This window comes from Streptomyces sp. NPDC018947, from assembly GCF_044390505.1.
GTDB lineage: Bacteria > Actinomycetota > Actinomycetes > Streptomycetales > Streptomycetaceae > Streptomyces.
The window spans coordinates 267,736-283,090 of sequence record NZ_JBIRZD010000005.1 but is presented as its reverse complement, the minus strand read 5'-3'; the positions used below and the strand labels follow the sequence as shown (position 1 = coordinate 283,090).

Annotated in this window: 15 protein-coding genes; 6 read left to right on the top strand and 9 right to left on the bottom strand. The window is 74.5% G+C overall.

Going from position 1 to position 15,355, the window contains the following annotated elements; genetic code table 11:
* Positions 1-13 precede the first annotated feature (13 nt).
* Entirely contained in the window at positions 14-637 is a 624-nt protein-coding gene (locus tag ACH499_RS13085; protein ID WP_356203443.1) for a dTDP-4-dehydrorhamnose 3,5-epimerase, read from the top strand.
* On the opposite strand, the gene ACH499_RS13080 is transcribed toward ACH499_RS13085, so the two are convergent.
* From ACH499_RS13080 to ACH499_RS13070, 3 genes are all read right to left on the bottom strand, one after another.
* Positions 571-1,305 (bottom strand): AfsR/SARP family transcriptional regulator, encoded by a 735-nt coding sequence (locus ACH499_RS13080; protein WP_356203445.1) that lies wholly within the window; start codon positions 1,303-1,305, stop codon positions 571-573. The genes ACH499_RS13085 and ACH499_RS13080 overlap by 67 nt on opposite strands.
* Before the next feature lie 259 nt (positions 1,306-1,564).
* On the bottom strand, positions 1,565-2,227 hold the full coding sequence (locus tag ACH499_RS13075; RefSeq protein WP_356203447.1) for a response regulator transcription factor: 663 nt from the start codon (positions 2,225-2,227) through the stop codon (positions 1,565-1,567).
* Entirely contained in the window at positions 2,224-3,351 is a 1,128-nt protein-coding gene (locus ACH499_RS13070; RefSeq protein WP_399015440.1) for a sensor histidine kinase, read from the bottom strand. Before ACH499_RS13070 ends, ACH499_RS13075 begins: the two co-directional genes overlap by 4 nt.
* A 218-nt stretch (positions 3,352-3,569) precedes the next feature.
* Here ACH499_RS13070 and ACH499_RS13065 point away from each other — a divergent pair, with 218 nt between their 5' ends.
* Positions 3,570-3,992 carry a DUF6223 family protein gene (locus tag ACH499_RS13065; RefSeq protein WP_356203450.1) on the top strand — a complete coding sequence of 141 codons (423 nt, stop codon included), beginning with the start codon at positions 3,570-3,572 and terminating at the stop codon, positions 3,990-3,992.
* 82 nt (positions 3,993-4,074) lie between these two features.
* Here ACH499_RS13065 and ACH499_RS13060 read toward each other — a convergent pair whose 3' ends face one another.
* A complete protein-coding gene (locus ACH499_RS13060) occupies positions 4,075-5,013 on the bottom strand; it encodes an oxidoreductase (protein ID WP_399015438.1) in 939 nt (312 codons plus the stop codon).
* Between the two features lie 82 nt (positions 5,014-5,095).
* Between ACH499_RS13060 and ACH499_RS13055 the strand changes: the two genes are divergently transcribed.
* A complete protein-coding gene (locus ACH499_RS13055; RefSeq protein WP_399015436.1) occupies positions 5,096-5,719 on the top strand; it encodes a TetR family transcriptional regulator in 624 nt (207 codons plus the stop codon).
* Between the two features lie 10 nt (positions 5,720-5,729).
* Here the strand turns inward: ACH499_RS13055 and ACH499_RS13050 are convergent, their stop codons facing one another.
* Positions 5,730-6,128 carry a RidA family protein gene (locus ACH499_RS13050; RefSeq protein ID WP_356203455.1) on the bottom strand — a complete coding sequence of 133 codons (399 nt, stop codon included), beginning with the start codon at positions 6,126-6,128 and terminating at the stop codon, positions 5,730-5,732.
* Entirely contained in the window at positions 6,125-7,270 is a 1,146-nt protein-coding gene (locus ACH499_RS13045; protein WP_356203456.1) for an acyl-CoA dehydrogenase family protein, read from the bottom strand. Before ACH499_RS13045 ends, ACH499_RS13050 begins: the two co-directional genes overlap by 4 nt.
* Before the next feature lie 148 nt (positions 7,271-7,418).
* On the opposite strand from ACH499_RS13045, the gene ACH499_RS13040 reads away from it, so the two are divergent.
* On the top strand, positions 7,419-9,104 hold the full coding sequence (locus tag ACH499_RS13040) for an AMP-binding protein (protein ID WP_399015433.1): 1,686 nt from the start codon (positions 7,419-7,421) through the stop codon (positions 9,102-9,104).
* Between the two features lie 15 nt (positions 9,105-9,119).
* A complete protein-coding gene (locus ACH499_RS13035; protein WP_399015431.1) occupies positions 9,120-9,977 on the top strand; it encodes a PaaX family transcriptional regulator C-terminal domain-containing protein in 858 nt (285 codons plus the stop codon).
* An 18-nt stretch (positions 9,978-9,995) separates the two neighbouring features.
* Here ACH499_RS13035 and ACH499_RS13030 read toward each other — a convergent pair whose 3' ends face one another.
* Together ACH499_RS13030 and ACH499_RS13025 are read right to left on the bottom strand one after the other, a co-directional pair.
* Positions 9,996-12,338, bottom strand: a complete 2,343-nt coding sequence (locus ACH499_RS13030; RefSeq protein ID WP_399015429.1) for a bifunctional salicylyl-CoA 5-hydroxylase/oxidoreductase — start codon at positions 12,336-12,338, stop codon at positions 9,996-9,998.
* Positions 12,339-12,342: 4 nt separating this feature from the next.
* Positions 12,343-13,170: an enoyl-CoA hydratase family protein gene (locus tag ACH499_RS13025; protein ID WP_356203461.1), complete on the bottom strand. Its 828-nt coding sequence runs from the start codon at positions 13,168-13,170 to the stop codon at positions 12,343-12,345.
* Between the two features lie 329 nt (positions 13,171-13,499).
* On the opposite strand from ACH499_RS13025, the gene ACH499_RS13020 reads away from it, so the two are divergent.
* On the top strand, positions 13,500-13,940 hold the full coding sequence (locus tag ACH499_RS13020) for an ATP-binding protein (RefSeq protein ID WP_356203463.1): 441 nt from the start codon (positions 13,500-13,502) through the stop codon (positions 13,938-13,940).
* On the opposite strand, the gene ACH499_RS13015 is transcribed toward ACH499_RS13020, so the two are convergent.
* On the bottom strand, positions 13,897-15,339 hold the full coding sequence (locus ACH499_RS13015) for an amino acid permease (protein WP_356203465.1): 1,443 nt from the start codon (positions 15,337-15,339) through the stop codon (positions 13,897-13,899). The genes ACH499_RS13020 and ACH499_RS13015 overlap by 44 nt on opposite strands.
* Between the last annotated feature and the right edge of the window lie 16 nt (positions 15,340-15,355).

Sequence of the window (15,355 nt, the reverse complement as noted above, 5' to 3'; positions counted from 1 at the left end):
GAAGGACGACCTCGTGAAGACACGCGAGCTGGGCATCGAAGGCGCCCTGGAGATCACGCCCGAGCAGCACGGCGACTCCCGGGGGACCTTCCTGGAGTGGTTCCGGGGCGACCGGCTGGCGGGGCCGGCCGGCGGCCGGGAGCTGAGGGTCGCCCAGGCCAACATGTCCGTCTCCGCCCGCGGGGTGACCCGCGGCATCCACTTCGCGGACGTGCCGCCGGGCCAGGCCAAGTACGTCACCTGTGTGCGCGGCGCGGTGTTCGACGTGGTCGTCGACCTGCGGGTCGGCTCCCGCACGTACGGACAGTGGGAGAGCGTGGTCCTCGACGACGTCGACCGCAGGGCCGTCTTCCTCGCCGAGGGGCTCGGGCACGGCTTCTGCGCGCTGACGGACGACGCGTGCGTGGCGTACCTGTGCTCCGAGACGTACGCGCCGGACCGGGAGCACTCGGTGCACCCCCTGGACCCGGAGCTCGGTATCGCCTGGCCGGTCGCCGACCCGCTGCTGTCCGCGCGCGACGCGGCCGCGCCGGGACTCGCCCGGGCGCGGGCCGAGGGTCTGCTGCCGGACTACGAGGCGTGCCTGCGCTGGACCTCCGGCGCGACGGGGCCGCGGCAGCGCACCGCGAGCGCCTGAGCGTCGTGGCGGAGGATCGCCTGCTCGGTGCGGCGCAGCACGGGGGACGGCTCGATGCCCAGCTCCTGGGTGAGCCGGGAGCGCATCCACCGGTAGGTCTGCAACGCCTCCGCCTGACGCCCGGCCTGGTAGAGGGCGAGCATGAGCTGTTCGCAGAAGCGTTCCCGCAAGGGGTTCTCGGCGTGGGTCTCGCTCAGTTCGCCCAGGATCTCCGCGTGGTTCCCGAGGGCGAGCTGGCTTTCGAAGTACGCCTCCAGCGCGCCGATCCGGTATTCCTCGTACCGTCGCGCCGCGGCCTGGCAGAGCACCCCGCCGGAACCTCCGCCGAAAACGGGGCCCTGCCACATCAGCAGAGCCGCGCGCAGGGCTTCCGACGCCACGGCCGGGTGGGAATCCACGACCGCCTGCGCCTCGCGCACCGAGCGCACGAAAACCGCGGCGTCGAGTTCTTCCTCGGCGACGACGAGCTGGTATCCGTTGGCGTTCTTGGCGAGCCGCGAGGTCTCGCGCCAGGGCTCCAGCACGGCGAGTTTCTTCCGGAGCCGGCTCACCTGGGCGTGCAGCGCGTTGACCACTCCGTCGGGTGGCGATTCCCCCCACAATTCGTCGACGAGTGCCTCCGTCGACACCATCCGGCCCTCGCTCGCCAGCAGCACCTGGAAGAGCACGCGCTGAACTCCTCCGGACGGTTTCACCCGGCCGGCGGGAGAGCGAGCTTCCAGTCTTCCCAGCACAAAGAAATTCAGCACCGTCAACTCCCGCATTCGAAACGCAGAACCGTTCGTCCGCATCAGTCAGCCGCGTGGTGATCAACGGCAATGATCGTGACGCTATCGGCCCCGCGACGACACGGTCAAAGGACGGGCCTCTAGTTCGTCACCTGGGGTGACCGGGGGTGGACCGGCGCCTTCCCCCGGACCGCCGAGGTCACGGGGATCCCGGTGTCACCAGGCCCGACTCGTAGGCCAGGACGACCAGTTGGGCCCGGTCGCGGGTGCGGAGTTTGGTCATGGCCCGGTTGACGTGGGTCTTGGCCGTCATGGGGCTGATGACCATGCGGGCCGCGATCTCGTCGTTGGACAGGCCCCGTGCGACCAGGGTGACCGCCTCGCGCTCGCGGTCGGTCAGTTCCTGAAGCCGTCTCGCCGTGCCGGTCGGCAGCGGCTGGGTGACGTAGCGGGTGATGAGCCTGCGGGTGATGGACGGTGCCAGCAGCGCGTCGCCGCGGGCCGCGACGCGCACGGCGTGGAGGAAGTCCTCGGGCACGACGTCCTTGACGAGGAACCCGGCGGCGCCGGCGCGCAGCGCGTCCAGGACGTGTTCGTCCAGGCCGTAGTTGGTCAGGATGACGACGTGGACCCGGGTCAGGGCCGGGTCGGCGGCGATGCGCCGGGTGGTCTCGATGCCGTCGGCCACCGGCATCCGGATGTCCACGAGGGCGACGTCGGGCAGATGCCGCCTGGCCAGCTCCACGCCCTGCTCGCCGTCGCCCGCCTCGGCGACCACCTCGATGTCGTCCTCGAGGTCGAGGAGCGCGCGGAAGCCGCTGCGGATGAGGGGCTGGTCGTCCACCAGCAGGACCCGGATCACGCGGTCCGGTCCACGGGGAGTTCGGCCCGGACGGTGAAACCGCCCTCGCGGCGCGGCTTCGCGCACAGCCGGCCGCCGAGGGCCGTGACGCGTTCCCTCATGCCGAGCAGCCCGAGGCCGGGCGCCGGGACCGTGTCCGGCGTGGCCCTGCCGTCGTCGTCGACGCTGACGACGAGGGTGTCGGGGCGGCAGTCGATCCGCACCGACGCCGTGGCGGCGTCCGCGTGGCGGGCGGTGTTGGTGAGCGACTCCTGGACGATCCGGTAGACGGTCCGGTGCACGGCGTCGGGCACGTCGTGCCGCTCCCCCTCGATCGTCAGCGTCGCGTCGAGGCCGATGGCGCGGGCGCGTTCGACCAGTTCGGGGACGTCGTCGAGGCCGCGCGGCGGGGCCGTGTCGTCGTCGCGCAGCGCCTCCAGCGTCGCGCGCAGCTCCCGCGCCGCCTCGCGGACGGCCCCCTGGATCGCCAGCAGGGCCTGCGGCACCTCCTCGCCGCGCCTGCGGGCCACGTGCACGGCGACCTCCGCCTGCACCTTGACGACGGAGATCTGGTGGGTCAGCGAATCGTGCAGTTCGCGCGCGATGCGCAGCCGTTCCTCGTCGGCGCGGCGCCGCGCGGTCTCCTCGCGGGTGCGCTCGGCCTCGTCCGCCCGTCGCTCCGCCTGCCGCAGCGCCTCACCCGCGGCGCCCGCCGCGACGAGCCACGCGATCTCCAGCGCGCCGCGGGCCCGGGCGAACGCCTCGCCCGTGTCGTGCATGCCGGAGGCCAGGGCGGCGAGCGGGAGCAGGGCCAGCACGGCCACGCTGGCGGTCACCGTGACCGTGCGGTGTCCCGCGCGGACGGCCGCGTACACGGCGAAGAGGTAGGCCACGGCGGGCACGTCGAAACCCGCCGCCTGGTACCCGACCGCGCACAGCCCGGTGACGGCCAGGACGGCGACGGGCGCCCGCCTGCGCGCGGCCAGCGCCAGTCCGCCGGCCGCCAGCAACGCGTAACCGAGCACGTCGAGATCCGTGGCGGAACGCTGCCCGGACGCACCGGTCACCAGCAGCGCCGCCGCCACGCCGGCGGCGATGGACCCGTCCGCGACCCGGGCCCGGACGACGGGCACACCAGGTTTCATGGGCGCACCCTAGCCGTCCGCCGCCCCGGGCGGGTCCGCCCCGGGGAGGAGCGGGGCGCTACCGCGGGCGCGGTACACGGGTGCCGCCTGCGGCGTCCGCGGCAGCCCGGTGCGGCGTCGGCGGCAGCGCGAAGTGTCCGCGCCCGGCGGACGACCGGGGGCGGGCCGGGCGGGCATGCTCCAGCGACTGCCGTCGTATCAAGTGAAGGAGCGTCACGATGTCCGTCCGCCGCCTGCTCGCCGCCGCCGTGGTCACCCTGTCCGCCGGGCTCGTGTCCGCCTCGCCGGCGGCCGCGCGCTCCTCGGGCCGGCCGGTCGCCGCGGACGCCTACGCCTTCGGCATCGGCCGGCTCGGGGCCTCCACGGGCGCGCTGCTCGGGCTGGCCGGCGTGGTCGTCGCCTGGCTCGCCCTGTCCCGCCCCGCCGGCCGCCTGGGCACGGCGACCGGCACGCTCGGTGCCGCGACCGCCGTGACGGCGGGCATCGTCGCCACGGTCCTCGGCGCGGTGGTCGCCGCCACCGCCGACGGCGGCCTCGGCACGGGGAACGGGCTGGGCGGCGCGTATGTGGCCATGCTGGTGGGGGTCGCCGCCACGGTCCTCGGGGGGCTGGCGCTGAGGCGCTGCCGCCGTGCCGGCTGAGCACGGGCGGGGCGCGTACGGGGGCGGCGGTGCTCCCCCGCCGATCCGGCCGCGCGCCGGGCAGGGCACCCCGCCACGCCCCTCAGGCCGCGGCCGGCAGCGGGAAGCGGACGCCGGTCAGCTCCTCCGAGAGCCGCCACAGGCGTTCCCCGGTCTCGGGGCCGGTCGCCCGCGGGGCCAGTTCCGCCCGCACGGGCGCACCGCGCAGCTCCGCCACCCCGCCCGGCGCGTACAGCTCGCCGCCCCGCACGTCCGGGGAGGTGGCCGCGTAGAGCTGCGGCAGCGCCCCCTGGTCGGGCGACTGGGCGAGCGGCAGCAGCAGGCGGCCGAAGAGGAACCGCGCCGGGGCGACGGGCGCGCTCGTCTGCAGGTTGGTGGCGGTGTAGCCGGGGTGGGCCAGCACGCTGCGGATCGGGCTGCCGGCCGCGGTGAGGCGGCGGTGCAGCTCACGGCCGAAGACCGCGTTGGCGAGCTTCGACTGGTTGTAGTGGCCCATGGGCGAGTACCGGCGCTCACCGGTCAGGTCGTCGAAGTGAAGCCGCCCCATACGGTGGTTGGCCGACGTCACCGTGACCACGCGGGGGTCGGTGCCTTCCGCCATCCGGTCGAGCAGCAGGCCGGTGAGGGCGAAATGACCGAGGTGGTTGGCGGCGAACTGCAGCTCGTGGCCGCGTGCGGTGAGAGTCCGGGGCGGTGCCATCACCCCGGCGTTGTTGACCAGCACGTCGGGGCGTACGCCGTCGGCGCGCAGCCGGTCGGCGAAGGCGTGGACCGAGTCCAGGTCGGCCAGGTCCAGCCGGCGCACCTCCAGCCGGTCGTCCGGCCCGCCCGCGGTCAGGGAGGCGACCGCCCGCCGTCCCTTCTCCTCGTCGCGCACGGCGAGGATCACCCGCGCTCCCTTGCGGGCGAGGGCCCGCGTGGTGGCCAGGCCGAGGCCGCTGTTGGCCCCGGTGACAACGAACAACCGCCCGTCCTGGTCCGGCATCACATCGGCCGTCCAGCGCTCCCGCATCCTCGTCATGCGCCTCACCGTGCCTTGCATGGCACCAAGTGTCAAGCTTGACATGCGGGGACAGAGATGGCGCGGAGCATACGATGGGGGGATGAACGCCCGCCCCGCCACGACCCTGGCCCAGCGCAAGCGCCGGCTCGTCGCCGACGAGCTCACGCGGGCGGCGCTCGGCCTGCTGGCGCGCGAGGGCTTCGACGCGGTCACGGTGGACGAGATCGCCGCCGCCGCGGGGGTGTCCAAGCGGACGTTCTTCCGGTACTTCGCGTCCAAGGAGGACGTGGTCGTCCAGTTCCTGGCCGAGATGGGCGCCGGCATGCGGGACGAACTGGCGGGCCGCCCCGCGGGGGAGGAGCCGTCGGCCGCGCTGCGGCACACCGTGTGGCGGTCCATCGACGCCTGCGCGGGCCACGCCGAACGCGCCCTGCCCGTGGTGCAGTTGATTCTCGGGACGCCCGCCCTGCTCGCCCGCTTCCTGGAACGTCAGACGCAGTGGCGCGACGCGCTGGCGGCGGAGCTGGCCGACCGTCTCGGCCTCGACCCGGCGACGGAGCTGTACCCCCAACTGGCCGCCGGAACGGCACTGGCCGCCTTCCACACCGTGCTCCAGCGATGGAGCGACAGCGACGGCGCGGAGGATCCCGCCGTGCTGACCGACCGGGCCTTCGCCGTCCTCGCACCGGCCCTGGACGCCGTCGTGCGCGCGGAAGCGCCCTGAGCTCCCGGCGTCACGGCAGCACCGCGAAACCGTCCAGTTCCACCAGGGCCCGTTCGTCCCACAGGCGGACGACCTGCACCACCGCCATCGCCGGGTAGTCGCGGCCGGCGAGACGGCGCCAGGTGCGGCCCAGGTCGGCCGCGTGGTGGCGGTAGTCCGCGACGTCGGTGGCGTAGACGGTGACGCGGGCCAGGTCGGCGGGGGTGCCGCCGGTGGCGCGGAGCGCGGTGAGGAGGTTGGCGAGGGCCTTCTCGAACTGGGCGGGGAGGGTGTCCCCGGTGATCTTCCCGTCGGTGTCCAGGGCGGTCTGGCCGGCCAGGAGGACGACGCGGTTGCCGGTGGCGACGACGGCGTGCGAGAAGCCGGTGGGCGGGGACAGCTCGGGCGGGTTCACTCGTTCGGCGCTCATGGGGCGGCCTCCGTGCCGGTCGTGTCCCGCGTGCGGAACAGCTCCTTGGCGATGATGTCGCGCTGCACCTCGCTCGCGCCCTCGTAGACGCGCGGGGCCCGGACCTCCCGGTAGAGGTGTTCGAGCAGGTGGCCGCGGCGCAGGGCGCGGGCGCCGTGCAACTGGACGGCCCGGTCGACGACGTACTGGGCGGTCTCGGTGGCGAGCAGCTTCGCCATCGCGGCGCGCCCCGGCACGTCCGGCGCCCCCGCGTCGTACGCCGTCGCCGCCGCGTACACCATCAGGCGGGCCGCCTCGGTGCGCAGGGCCATCTCGGCGACCTGGTGGGAGACGGTCTGGAGGTCGCGGAGCGGGCCGCCGAAGGCGTGGCGGGCGCGGGTGTGGGCGAGAGTGGCGTCGAGGGCGGCCCGGGCCATGCCGACGGCGAAGGCGCCGACGCTGGGGCGGAACAGGTTGAGGGTGCCCATGGCGACCCGGAAGCCGCGGTCGACGTCGCCGAGGACGTCGTCGGCGCCGACGGGCACCGCGTCGAAGGCGAGGGCGCCGACGGGGTGCGGGGAGAGCATGTCGAGCGGGGTGCCGGTGAGGCCGGGGCGGTCGGCGGGGACGAGGAAGGCGGTGACGCCGCGGGCGCCGGCGCCGGGAGTGGTGCGGGCGAAGACGGTGTAGAGGTCGGCCTCGGGGGCGTTGGAGATCCAGCACTTCTCGCCCGTCAGCCGCCAGCCCGACCGGCCGTCCGGCTCCGCCCGCAGGGCCAGCGCCGCCGCGTCCGACCCGGCGCCCGGCTCGCTGAGCGCGAAGGCGGCCACCGCACTGCCGTCGCTCACCCGGGGCAGCCAGCGGGCGCGCTGGGCCTCGGTGCCGTGGGCGTGCACGGGATGGGCGCCGAGCCCCTGGAGGGCGAGGGCGGTCTCCGCCTCGGTGCAGACGCGGGCGAGGGACTCGCGCATCAGGCACAGGTCCAGCGCGCCGGACGTGAACAGGCGGGGCAGCAGGCCGAGGGCGCCGAGTTCGGCGACGAGGGGGCGGTTGACGCGGCCCGGCTCCCCCGTGCCGGCCAGCGGGAGCAGCCGTTCGGCGGCCAGGGCGCGCAGCTCTTCGCACCAGGCGAGTTGTTCCGGTTCGAGTGAGAATGCGGTCATCGCCGGTCCCTTCCCCTGCCGGCCGGGCCGCCCGCGGGGCCGCCCGGGTCCGTCCGGATGCCCCGAGGTTATCGCGGACCGTTGACTGCCGTCACCAACACGATACGCTCGTTGCGCGAGCCCACCACGACAAAGGGGGCGAACCGCCATGGCAGACCGGCAGGACACGGACCCGCAGGACGCGGCACCGCACGGCGCGGAGCCGCACGGCCCCGGCCCCCACCGCTCGGCCCACGTCGACACGTTCGCGCGTGAGCATCTGCCGCCTGCCGACCAGTGGCCCGAGCTCTGCTTCGACCTGCTCGAGCTGCGCTACCCGGCCCGTCTGAACTGCGCGGCCGAACTGCTCGACGGCCCGCCCGCCGACCGCCCCGTCTTCCGCACCGCGTCCGGGGACGAGTGGACCTACGGGCAGTTGCGGGACCGCGTCGACCGGCTCGCGCACCTGCTCACCCGCGACCTCGGTGTCGTGCCCGGCAACCGGGTGCTGCTGCGCGGCCCCACCACCCCGTGGCTGGCCGCCTGCTGGCTGGCGGTGCTGAAGGCGGGCGCGGTGGCCGTCACGGTGCTGGCGCAGCAGCGTCCGCACGAGCTGAGCGCGATCTGCGAGATCGCCCGGGTGCGGCACGCCCTGTGCGACGCACGCGCCGTCGACGACCTGGTGAAGGCCGGCGTCCCGGGGCTGCGGATCACGACGTACGGCGGCGACGCCCCCGACGACCTGCTGACCCTCGTCGCGGCCGGCGCGGCGCCCGGCACGCCGTACCCGGCGGTGGACACGGCGGCCGACGACGTGGCGCTGATCGCCTTCACCTCGGGCACCACCGGGCGGCCCAAGGGGTGCATGCACTTCCACCGCGATGTGCTCGCCATCGCCGACACCTTCTCCCGGCACGTGCTCAAGCCGCGCGCCGACGACCTGTTCGCGGGCAGCCCGCCGCTCGGCTTCACCTTCGGGCTCGGCGGGCTGGTGATCTTCCCGATGCGGGCCGGGGCGAGCGCGCTGCTGCTCGAACAGGCGGGCCCCGGGCAGTTGCTGCCCGCGATCGCCGAGCACCGGGTGTCGGTGCTGTTCACCGCGCCGACGGCGTACCGCGCGATGCTGGACGGGCTGGACGCCCACGACGTGACGTGTCTCAGACGCTGCGTCTCGGCGGGCGAGAACCTTCCGGCGGACACCTGGCGGGCCTGGCACGAGCGCACCGGTCTCCGGATCATCAACGGCATCGGCGCCACCGAGCTGCTGCACATCTTCGTCTCCGCGGCCGACGACGCGGTCCGCCCCGGCACCACGGGCGTCGCGGTGCCGGGCTGGCGGGCGCGCGTGCAGGACGGCGACGGCGCGGTGGTGCCGGACGGCGAGCCGGGACTGCTGGCGGTGCGCGGCCCCGTCGGCTGCCGCTACCTCGCCGACCCGCGGCAGCGGGAGTACGTGCGCGACGGCTGGAACGTCACCGGGGACACCTATGTCCGCGAGCCCGACGGCTACTTCCGGTACGTGGCCCGCGCCGACGACATGATCATCTCCGCCGGGTACAACATCGCCGGACCGGAGGTGGAGGACGCGCTGCTGCGCCACCCCGGCGTGGCGGAGGCGGCGGTGGTGGGCCGGCCCGACCCGGCGCGCGGGCAGGTGGTGGTGGCGTACGTGGTGCCGAAGGAGGGCGCCGGGCGGGACGCCGAGGCGCTGCGCGCGTACCTCATGTCCGAGCTGACGCCGTACAAGTGCCCCCGGGAGATCCTCTTCCGCGACGCGCTGCCGCGCACGGCGACCGGCAAACTCCAGCGCCACCGGCTCCTGGCGCCGCCCGACACCCGGGGCGACCAGGGCTGATGCCGACGACCTAAGATGATCAACGTGTCCGACCCGCACCCGCAGCACACTCCGAGGTCCCTGATCGTCACGCTCTACGGCGCGTACGGCCGTTTCGCGGCGGGCCCGGTGCCCGTCGCCGAGCTGATCCGGCTGCTGGCCGCGGTGGGGGTGGACGCGCCCTCCGTACGTTCGTCGGTGTCGCGGCTGAAGCGGCGCGGACTGCTGCTGCCCGCCCGGACGGCGCGCGGCGCGGCCGGGTACGAAGTGTCCAACGAGGCACGCCAGTTGCTGGAGGACGGGGACCGGCGCATCTACGCCACCGCGCCGTACGCGGACGAGGGCTGGGTGCTCGCCGTCTTCTCGGTGCCCGAGTCGGAGCGGCAGAAGCGGCACGTGCTGCGCTCCCGGCTGGCCCGTCTGGGCTTCGGCACCGCGGCCCCCGGTGTGTGGATCGCCCCGGCCCGGCTGTACGAGGAGACCCGGCACGCGCTGGTCCGCCTGGGCCTGGACACGTACGTGGACTTCTTCCGCGGTGACCACCTGGGCTTCTCCCCGACCGCCGACGCGGTGGCCCGCTGGTGGGACCTGGCCGCGATCGCCGAGCAGCACGAGGCGTTCCTCGACCGGCACGCGCCCGTGCTGCGCTCCTGGGAGCAGCGCCCGGACACCCCGCCCGAGGAGGCGTACCGGGACTACCTCCTCGCGCTGGACTCCTGGCGCCGGCTGCCCTACGCCGACCCCGGTCTGCCGGCCCGGCTGCTGCCCGGCGACTGGCCCGGAACCCGCTCGGCGGCCGTCTTCCGGGCGTTGCACGAGCGGCTGCGCGACGCCGGGGCGGCCTTCGCCGTCCCGCAGGGGGAAACGGAGCGGACCGGGCGCGGGTGCCCGTGACCCGTGCGCGGCCGGGGACTACGCGCCCCGGACCGGCCCCTCGCGCAGCGTGAGCCGGGGCTTGGGGGCGTCGGCGCGCCCGGTCCGCGGGGGACGGCTGCCCGCCCGGTACTGCGCCGGCCAGACGGCGCCCGGACCCGCGTAGCCCTGCTCGGCCGCCGCGTGCAGCGTCCAGTGCGGGTCGTACAGGTGGGGGCGGGCGAGCGCGCACAGGTCGGCGCGCCCGGCCAGGATCAGGGAGTTGACGTCGTCCCAGGAGGAGATCGCGCCGACGGCGATCACCGGGACACCGGCCTCGTGCCGGATGCGGTCCGCGAAGGGCGTCTGGTAGGACCGCCCGAACTCGGGCCGTTCGCCGGCCACCACCTGCCCCGTGGAGACGTCGACGGCGTCGGCGCCGTGCGCGGCGAAGGCGCGGGCGATCGCCACGGCGTCCTCGGCGCTCGTGCCGCCCTCGGCCCAGTCGGTGGCCGAGATGCGCACGGTCATGGGCCTCTCCTGCGGCCAGACGGCGCGTACGGCGTCGAAGACCTCCAGCGGGAACCGGAGCCGCCGGTCCAGGGTGCCGCCGTAGGCGTCGGTGCGGTGGTTGGTGAGCGGGGAGAGGAAGCCGGACAGCAGATAGCCGTGGGCGCAGTGCAGTTCGAGCAGGTCGAAGCCGGCGCGCGCGGCCCGCACGGCGGCGGACGTGAACTGCTCACGTATGTCCGTCAGCTGGGCCCGGGTCAGCTCGCGGGGGATCTGGCTGTCCGGCCGGTACGGCAGCGGGGAGGCGGCCACGAGCGGCCAGTTGCCGTCGGGCAGCGGTTCGTCCATGCCCTCCCACATCAGCCGGGTCGAGCCCTTGCGGCCGCTGTGCCCGAGCTGCACGCCGATCGCGGTGCCGGGCGCCCGCTCGTGCGCGAAGTCGGTGATCCGCCGCCATGCCTCGGTCTGCCGCCCGGTGTAGAGGCCGGCGCAGCCGGGGGTGATGCGGCCCTCCGCGCTGACGCACACCATCTCGGTCATCACCAGTCCGGCGCCGCCCAGCGCCCTCGCGCCCAGGTGGACCAGGTGGAAGTCGCCGGGGACACCGTCGACGGCGGAGTACATGTCCATCGGGGAGACCACGACGCGGTTGCGCAGGGTGAGGCCGCGCAGCCGGAACGGGGTGAACATCGGGGGCGTGCCGGGCGGGCAGCCGAACTCGCGCTCCACGGACTCGGTGAAGCGGGCGTCGCGCAGCCGCAGATTGCCGTGGGTGACGCGGCGGCTGCGGGTGAGCAGGTTGAACGCGAACCGGCGGGGCGGCTGGTCGAGGTAGCGGCCGAGGTCCTCGAACCACTCCAGGCTGGCGCGGGCCGCGCGCTGGGTGGAGGCGACGACGGGGCGCCGCTCCTCCTCGTAGGCGGCCAGGGCCTGATCGATCGAGGGCCGCTCGTCCAGGCAGGCGGCGAGCGCGAGGGCGTCCTCGACGGCGAGCTTGGTGCCGGAGCCGATGGAGAAGTGGGCGGTGTGGGCGGCGTCGCCCAGGAGGACGACGTTGCCGTGCGACCAGCGTTCGTTGACGACCGTGCGGAAGGTGGTCCACGCCGACTTGTTGGAGCTGAGCGGGTGGCCGCCGAGGGCGTCGGCGAAGATCTTGGCGCAGCGGTCGGCGGACTCGCGCTCGCCCAGTTCGTCGAAGCCTGCCGCCCGCCAGACCTCCTCGCGCATCTCGACGATCACGGTGGAGGCGTCGGGCGCGTAGGGGTAGCCGTGGAGCTGCATCACGCCGTGCTCGGTCTCGGCGATCTCGAAGCGGAAGGCGGTGAACGGGAAGTCCGCCGCCAGCCAGATGTACCGGCACCGGTGGGTGGTGACGTGCGGGCGGAAGGCGTCGGCGCGGCTCTCGCGGGTGGTGCTGCGGACGCCGTCGGCGGCGACGACGAGGTCGTACGCCTCGGCGAGCCGGTCCGTGGGCGGCGCCCCGGTGCGGAAGCGGAGGTCGACGCCGAGGCCGCGGCAGCGGTCGTGCAGGATGCCCAGCAGGCGCTTGCGGCCGAGGGCGGCGAATCCGTGGCCGCCCGAGGTGTGCCTCGTGCCGCGGTGGACGATGTCGATGTCGTCCCAGCGGACGAAGTCCCTGCGGAGGGCCGCGTAGACCTCCGGGTCGGCGTGCTCGATGCCACCGAGGGTCTCGTCGGAGAGGACGACGCCGAAGCCGAAGGTGTCGTCGGGCGCGTTGCGTTCCCAGACGGTGACCTCGCGCTCGGGGTCGAGGCGTTTGAGCAGGGCGGCGGTGTAGAGCCCGCCGGGACCCCCGCCGACGATCGCCGCACGCAGGGGGCGGTCCGCGGCACGGCCCCGCGCCCCGTGGGCCGGTGCTCCCGAGGTCGGCATGGGGCTACCGTCCTCTCCACTTCGGGGGGCGCTTCTCGGTGAAGGCGGCGTGGAACTCGGCGTAGTCCTCGCCGTTCATCAGGAGGGCCTGGGTGGAGGCGTCCAGTTCGACCGCCGCCGCCAGGGGCATGTCCAGTTCGGCCGTGAGCAGCGCCTTGGTCTGGGCGTGGGCCAGGGCCGGTCCGTCGGCCAGGCGGCGGGCGAGGGCCAGCGCGGCCTCGTCGGCGTGGCCCTCGTCGGTCAGCTCGCTGATCAGACCGATCCGCTCGGCCTCGGGCGCCCGGACCGGTTCGCCGAGCATCAGCAGGCGGGTGGCGTGGCCGAGGCCGACGACCCGGGGCAGCAGGTAGGCGGCGCCCATGTCGCCGCCGGACAGGCCGACGCGGGTGAAGAGGAAGGCGAAGCGGGCGCTGGGGTCGGCGACGCGGAAGTCCGCCGCCAGGGCGAGGACGGCGCCGGCCCCGGCCGCCACACCGTGCAGCGCGGCGATCACCGGGAACGGGCACTCCCGTACCGCACGGACCACCTGGCCGGTCATCCGGTTGAAGTCCAGGAGCTGGGCGGTGTCCATGGACAGGGTGGCGCCGATGATCTCGTCGACGTCGCCGCCGGAGCAGAAGCCGCGTCCCTCGCCGGTCAGCACCAGGGCCCGCGCGGAGCGCTCGCGGGACAGCTCGGCGAGCAGGTCGCGCAGGTCGGCGTAGGCCTCGAAGGTGAGCGCGTTGAGTTTCTCGGGGCGGGCGAGGGTGACGGTGGCGACGCCGTCGGCGACGTCGACGCGCAGATGGCGCCAGTCACGGGTGCGGGCGGCGGAGCCGGTGAAGGGACTCATGACGGGCGGCCTCCCGGGGCGGGCACGGCATCACTGAGCGCTGCACCTCGAAGCTATCACCCTTGTGTGACTGTCGTCACGACTACGCGATAGAGCGGCCGGACCCGGGCGCCGGAATCGCGTCACTTCCGTCACATCCGTCACCGGACGTCGATAACGCGGTAACAGCGGGGCCACCCGTGCGCGTCCGTGCGTTCACCTGGGTAGACCGCCGGTGACGGGGCCGAACGTCCCGTGGGGTGCCCGTCGAAAGGCTCTGCCGGGGGGCGCCGTACCATTCGTAGGGTTGAACAGCAGGACAGGACCGCCTGCTCCAGAACGGACTCGCCGTGCACGATCGCCCCCACGCCCCCGCCTCCTGGCGCATCGCGCTGCCGCACACGACCGCGGCCGTGCCGGTGGCCCGTGCCCTGGTGCGTTCGGCGCTGGCCGAGCGGGAGCACACCGCGGACAGCGACACCGCGGAGCTGCTGACGGCCGAGCTGGTCGCCAACGCCGTCGAGCACACCTCCGGCGGGGCCCCGATCGAGCTGGTGGTGGAGCTGCTGCCGACGAGCTGCCAGGTCGAGGTGCACGACCCCGACCCGCGGCCGCCGGGCGACCTCACCCGCCCGGACAAGGAGCCGCCCGACCCCTGGCAGGAACACGGGCGCGGTCTGCTGCTGATCCGCGCCCTCAGCTCGTCCTGCGGCCACCGCCCCACCGGCTCCGGCAAGGCGGTCTGGTTCAGGCTTCCTGCGGTACCCGCTCAGCGGCGTCCGCCGGCGTGAGCGCGGCCTGGGCGAGCCGGGAGTGCCGGCGCCCGTAGGCCGTGTAGATCAGCAGGCCCGCGGCGAGGAACACGGCGAACTGGAGCCAGGTCGAGGGGCCCGTCTCGTAGATCAGGTAGAGGCAGAAGCCGATGCCGAGCAGCGGCGTCACCGGGTACAGCGGCACGCGGAAGGTCCGGGCGAGGCCCGGCTCACGGCGGCGCAGCGCGATCACCGCGACGTTGACGGCGGCCATGATGGCGAGCGTGCCGATGGTGCACAGGTTGACCACCGCGTCCAGCGGGGCGAAGGCCGCGGGGAGCGCGAAGACCACACCGACGATCAGGGTGCCGGCGACGGGCGTGGCCGTGCGCGGCGAGACCTTCTCGAAGACGGGCGGAACGAGTCCGTCGCGGGACATGGACAGCAGGATGCGGGTCTGGCCGTACATCACGGCGAGGACCACCGAGGCGATGGCGACGACGGCGCCGAAGGCGACGATCCCTCCGCCGATCGCGGACCCGGTGACCTGGTCGACGACGTAGGACAGCGCGGCCGGCCGGTCGCCGACCTCTCCCCCGCCGACGGCGCCGATGGCGGCGACGGCGACCGCGCAGTACAGCAGCGTGACCAGGCCGATGCAGACCAGGATGGCGATCGGGATGTCGCGGCGCGGGTTCTTCGCCTCCTCACCGGCGGTGGTGATGGCGTCGAAGCCGATGTACGAGAAGAAGGCGGCCGTGGTGCCGGCGCCGATGCCGCCGAGGCCGGCCGGGGAGAAGGGCGTGAGGTTGCCCTCCTTGAAGGCGACGAAGCCGATGGCGCAGAAGGCGACGAGGACGGCGAGCTTGAGGACGGCCATCGCGGCGGTGGCCCGGGCGCTCTCGCGCACGCCCCGCACCAGCAGGACGCAGGCCAGGGCGATGACGATCACCGCGGGGAGGTTGATCAGACCGCCGTCGGCGGGGCCGGAGGAGAGCGCGTGCGGGAGCTGGACACCGATGACGCTGTCCAGCAGCTCGTTGACGTACTGGCTCCAGCCGACCGCGACCGCGGACACGGACACGCCGTACTCCAGGAGCAGGCACCAGCCCACCAGGAACGCGGTCCGCTCGCCGAGTCCGGCGTAGGCGAAGGAGTACGAGGAGCCGGAGACCGGGATCGCGCCGCCCAGCTCGGCGAAGGCGAACGCGGTGAAGACGCAGGTGATCGCCGCGAGGACGAAGGAGACGACGACGGCGGGGCCGGCCTCGGCGACCGAGTCGGACAGGCCGACGAAGATGCCGGTGCCGACGATGGCGCCGACGCCGAAGCACACGAGCTGGAACAGCCCCATGGTGCGCTTCAGGCCGTGGCCTTCGCGGTCGGCGCCGGATTCGGCGACGAGGAGCCGGGGGGACTTGATGCGGGGAGCGGGCATTGCGGGTGGTGCTCGT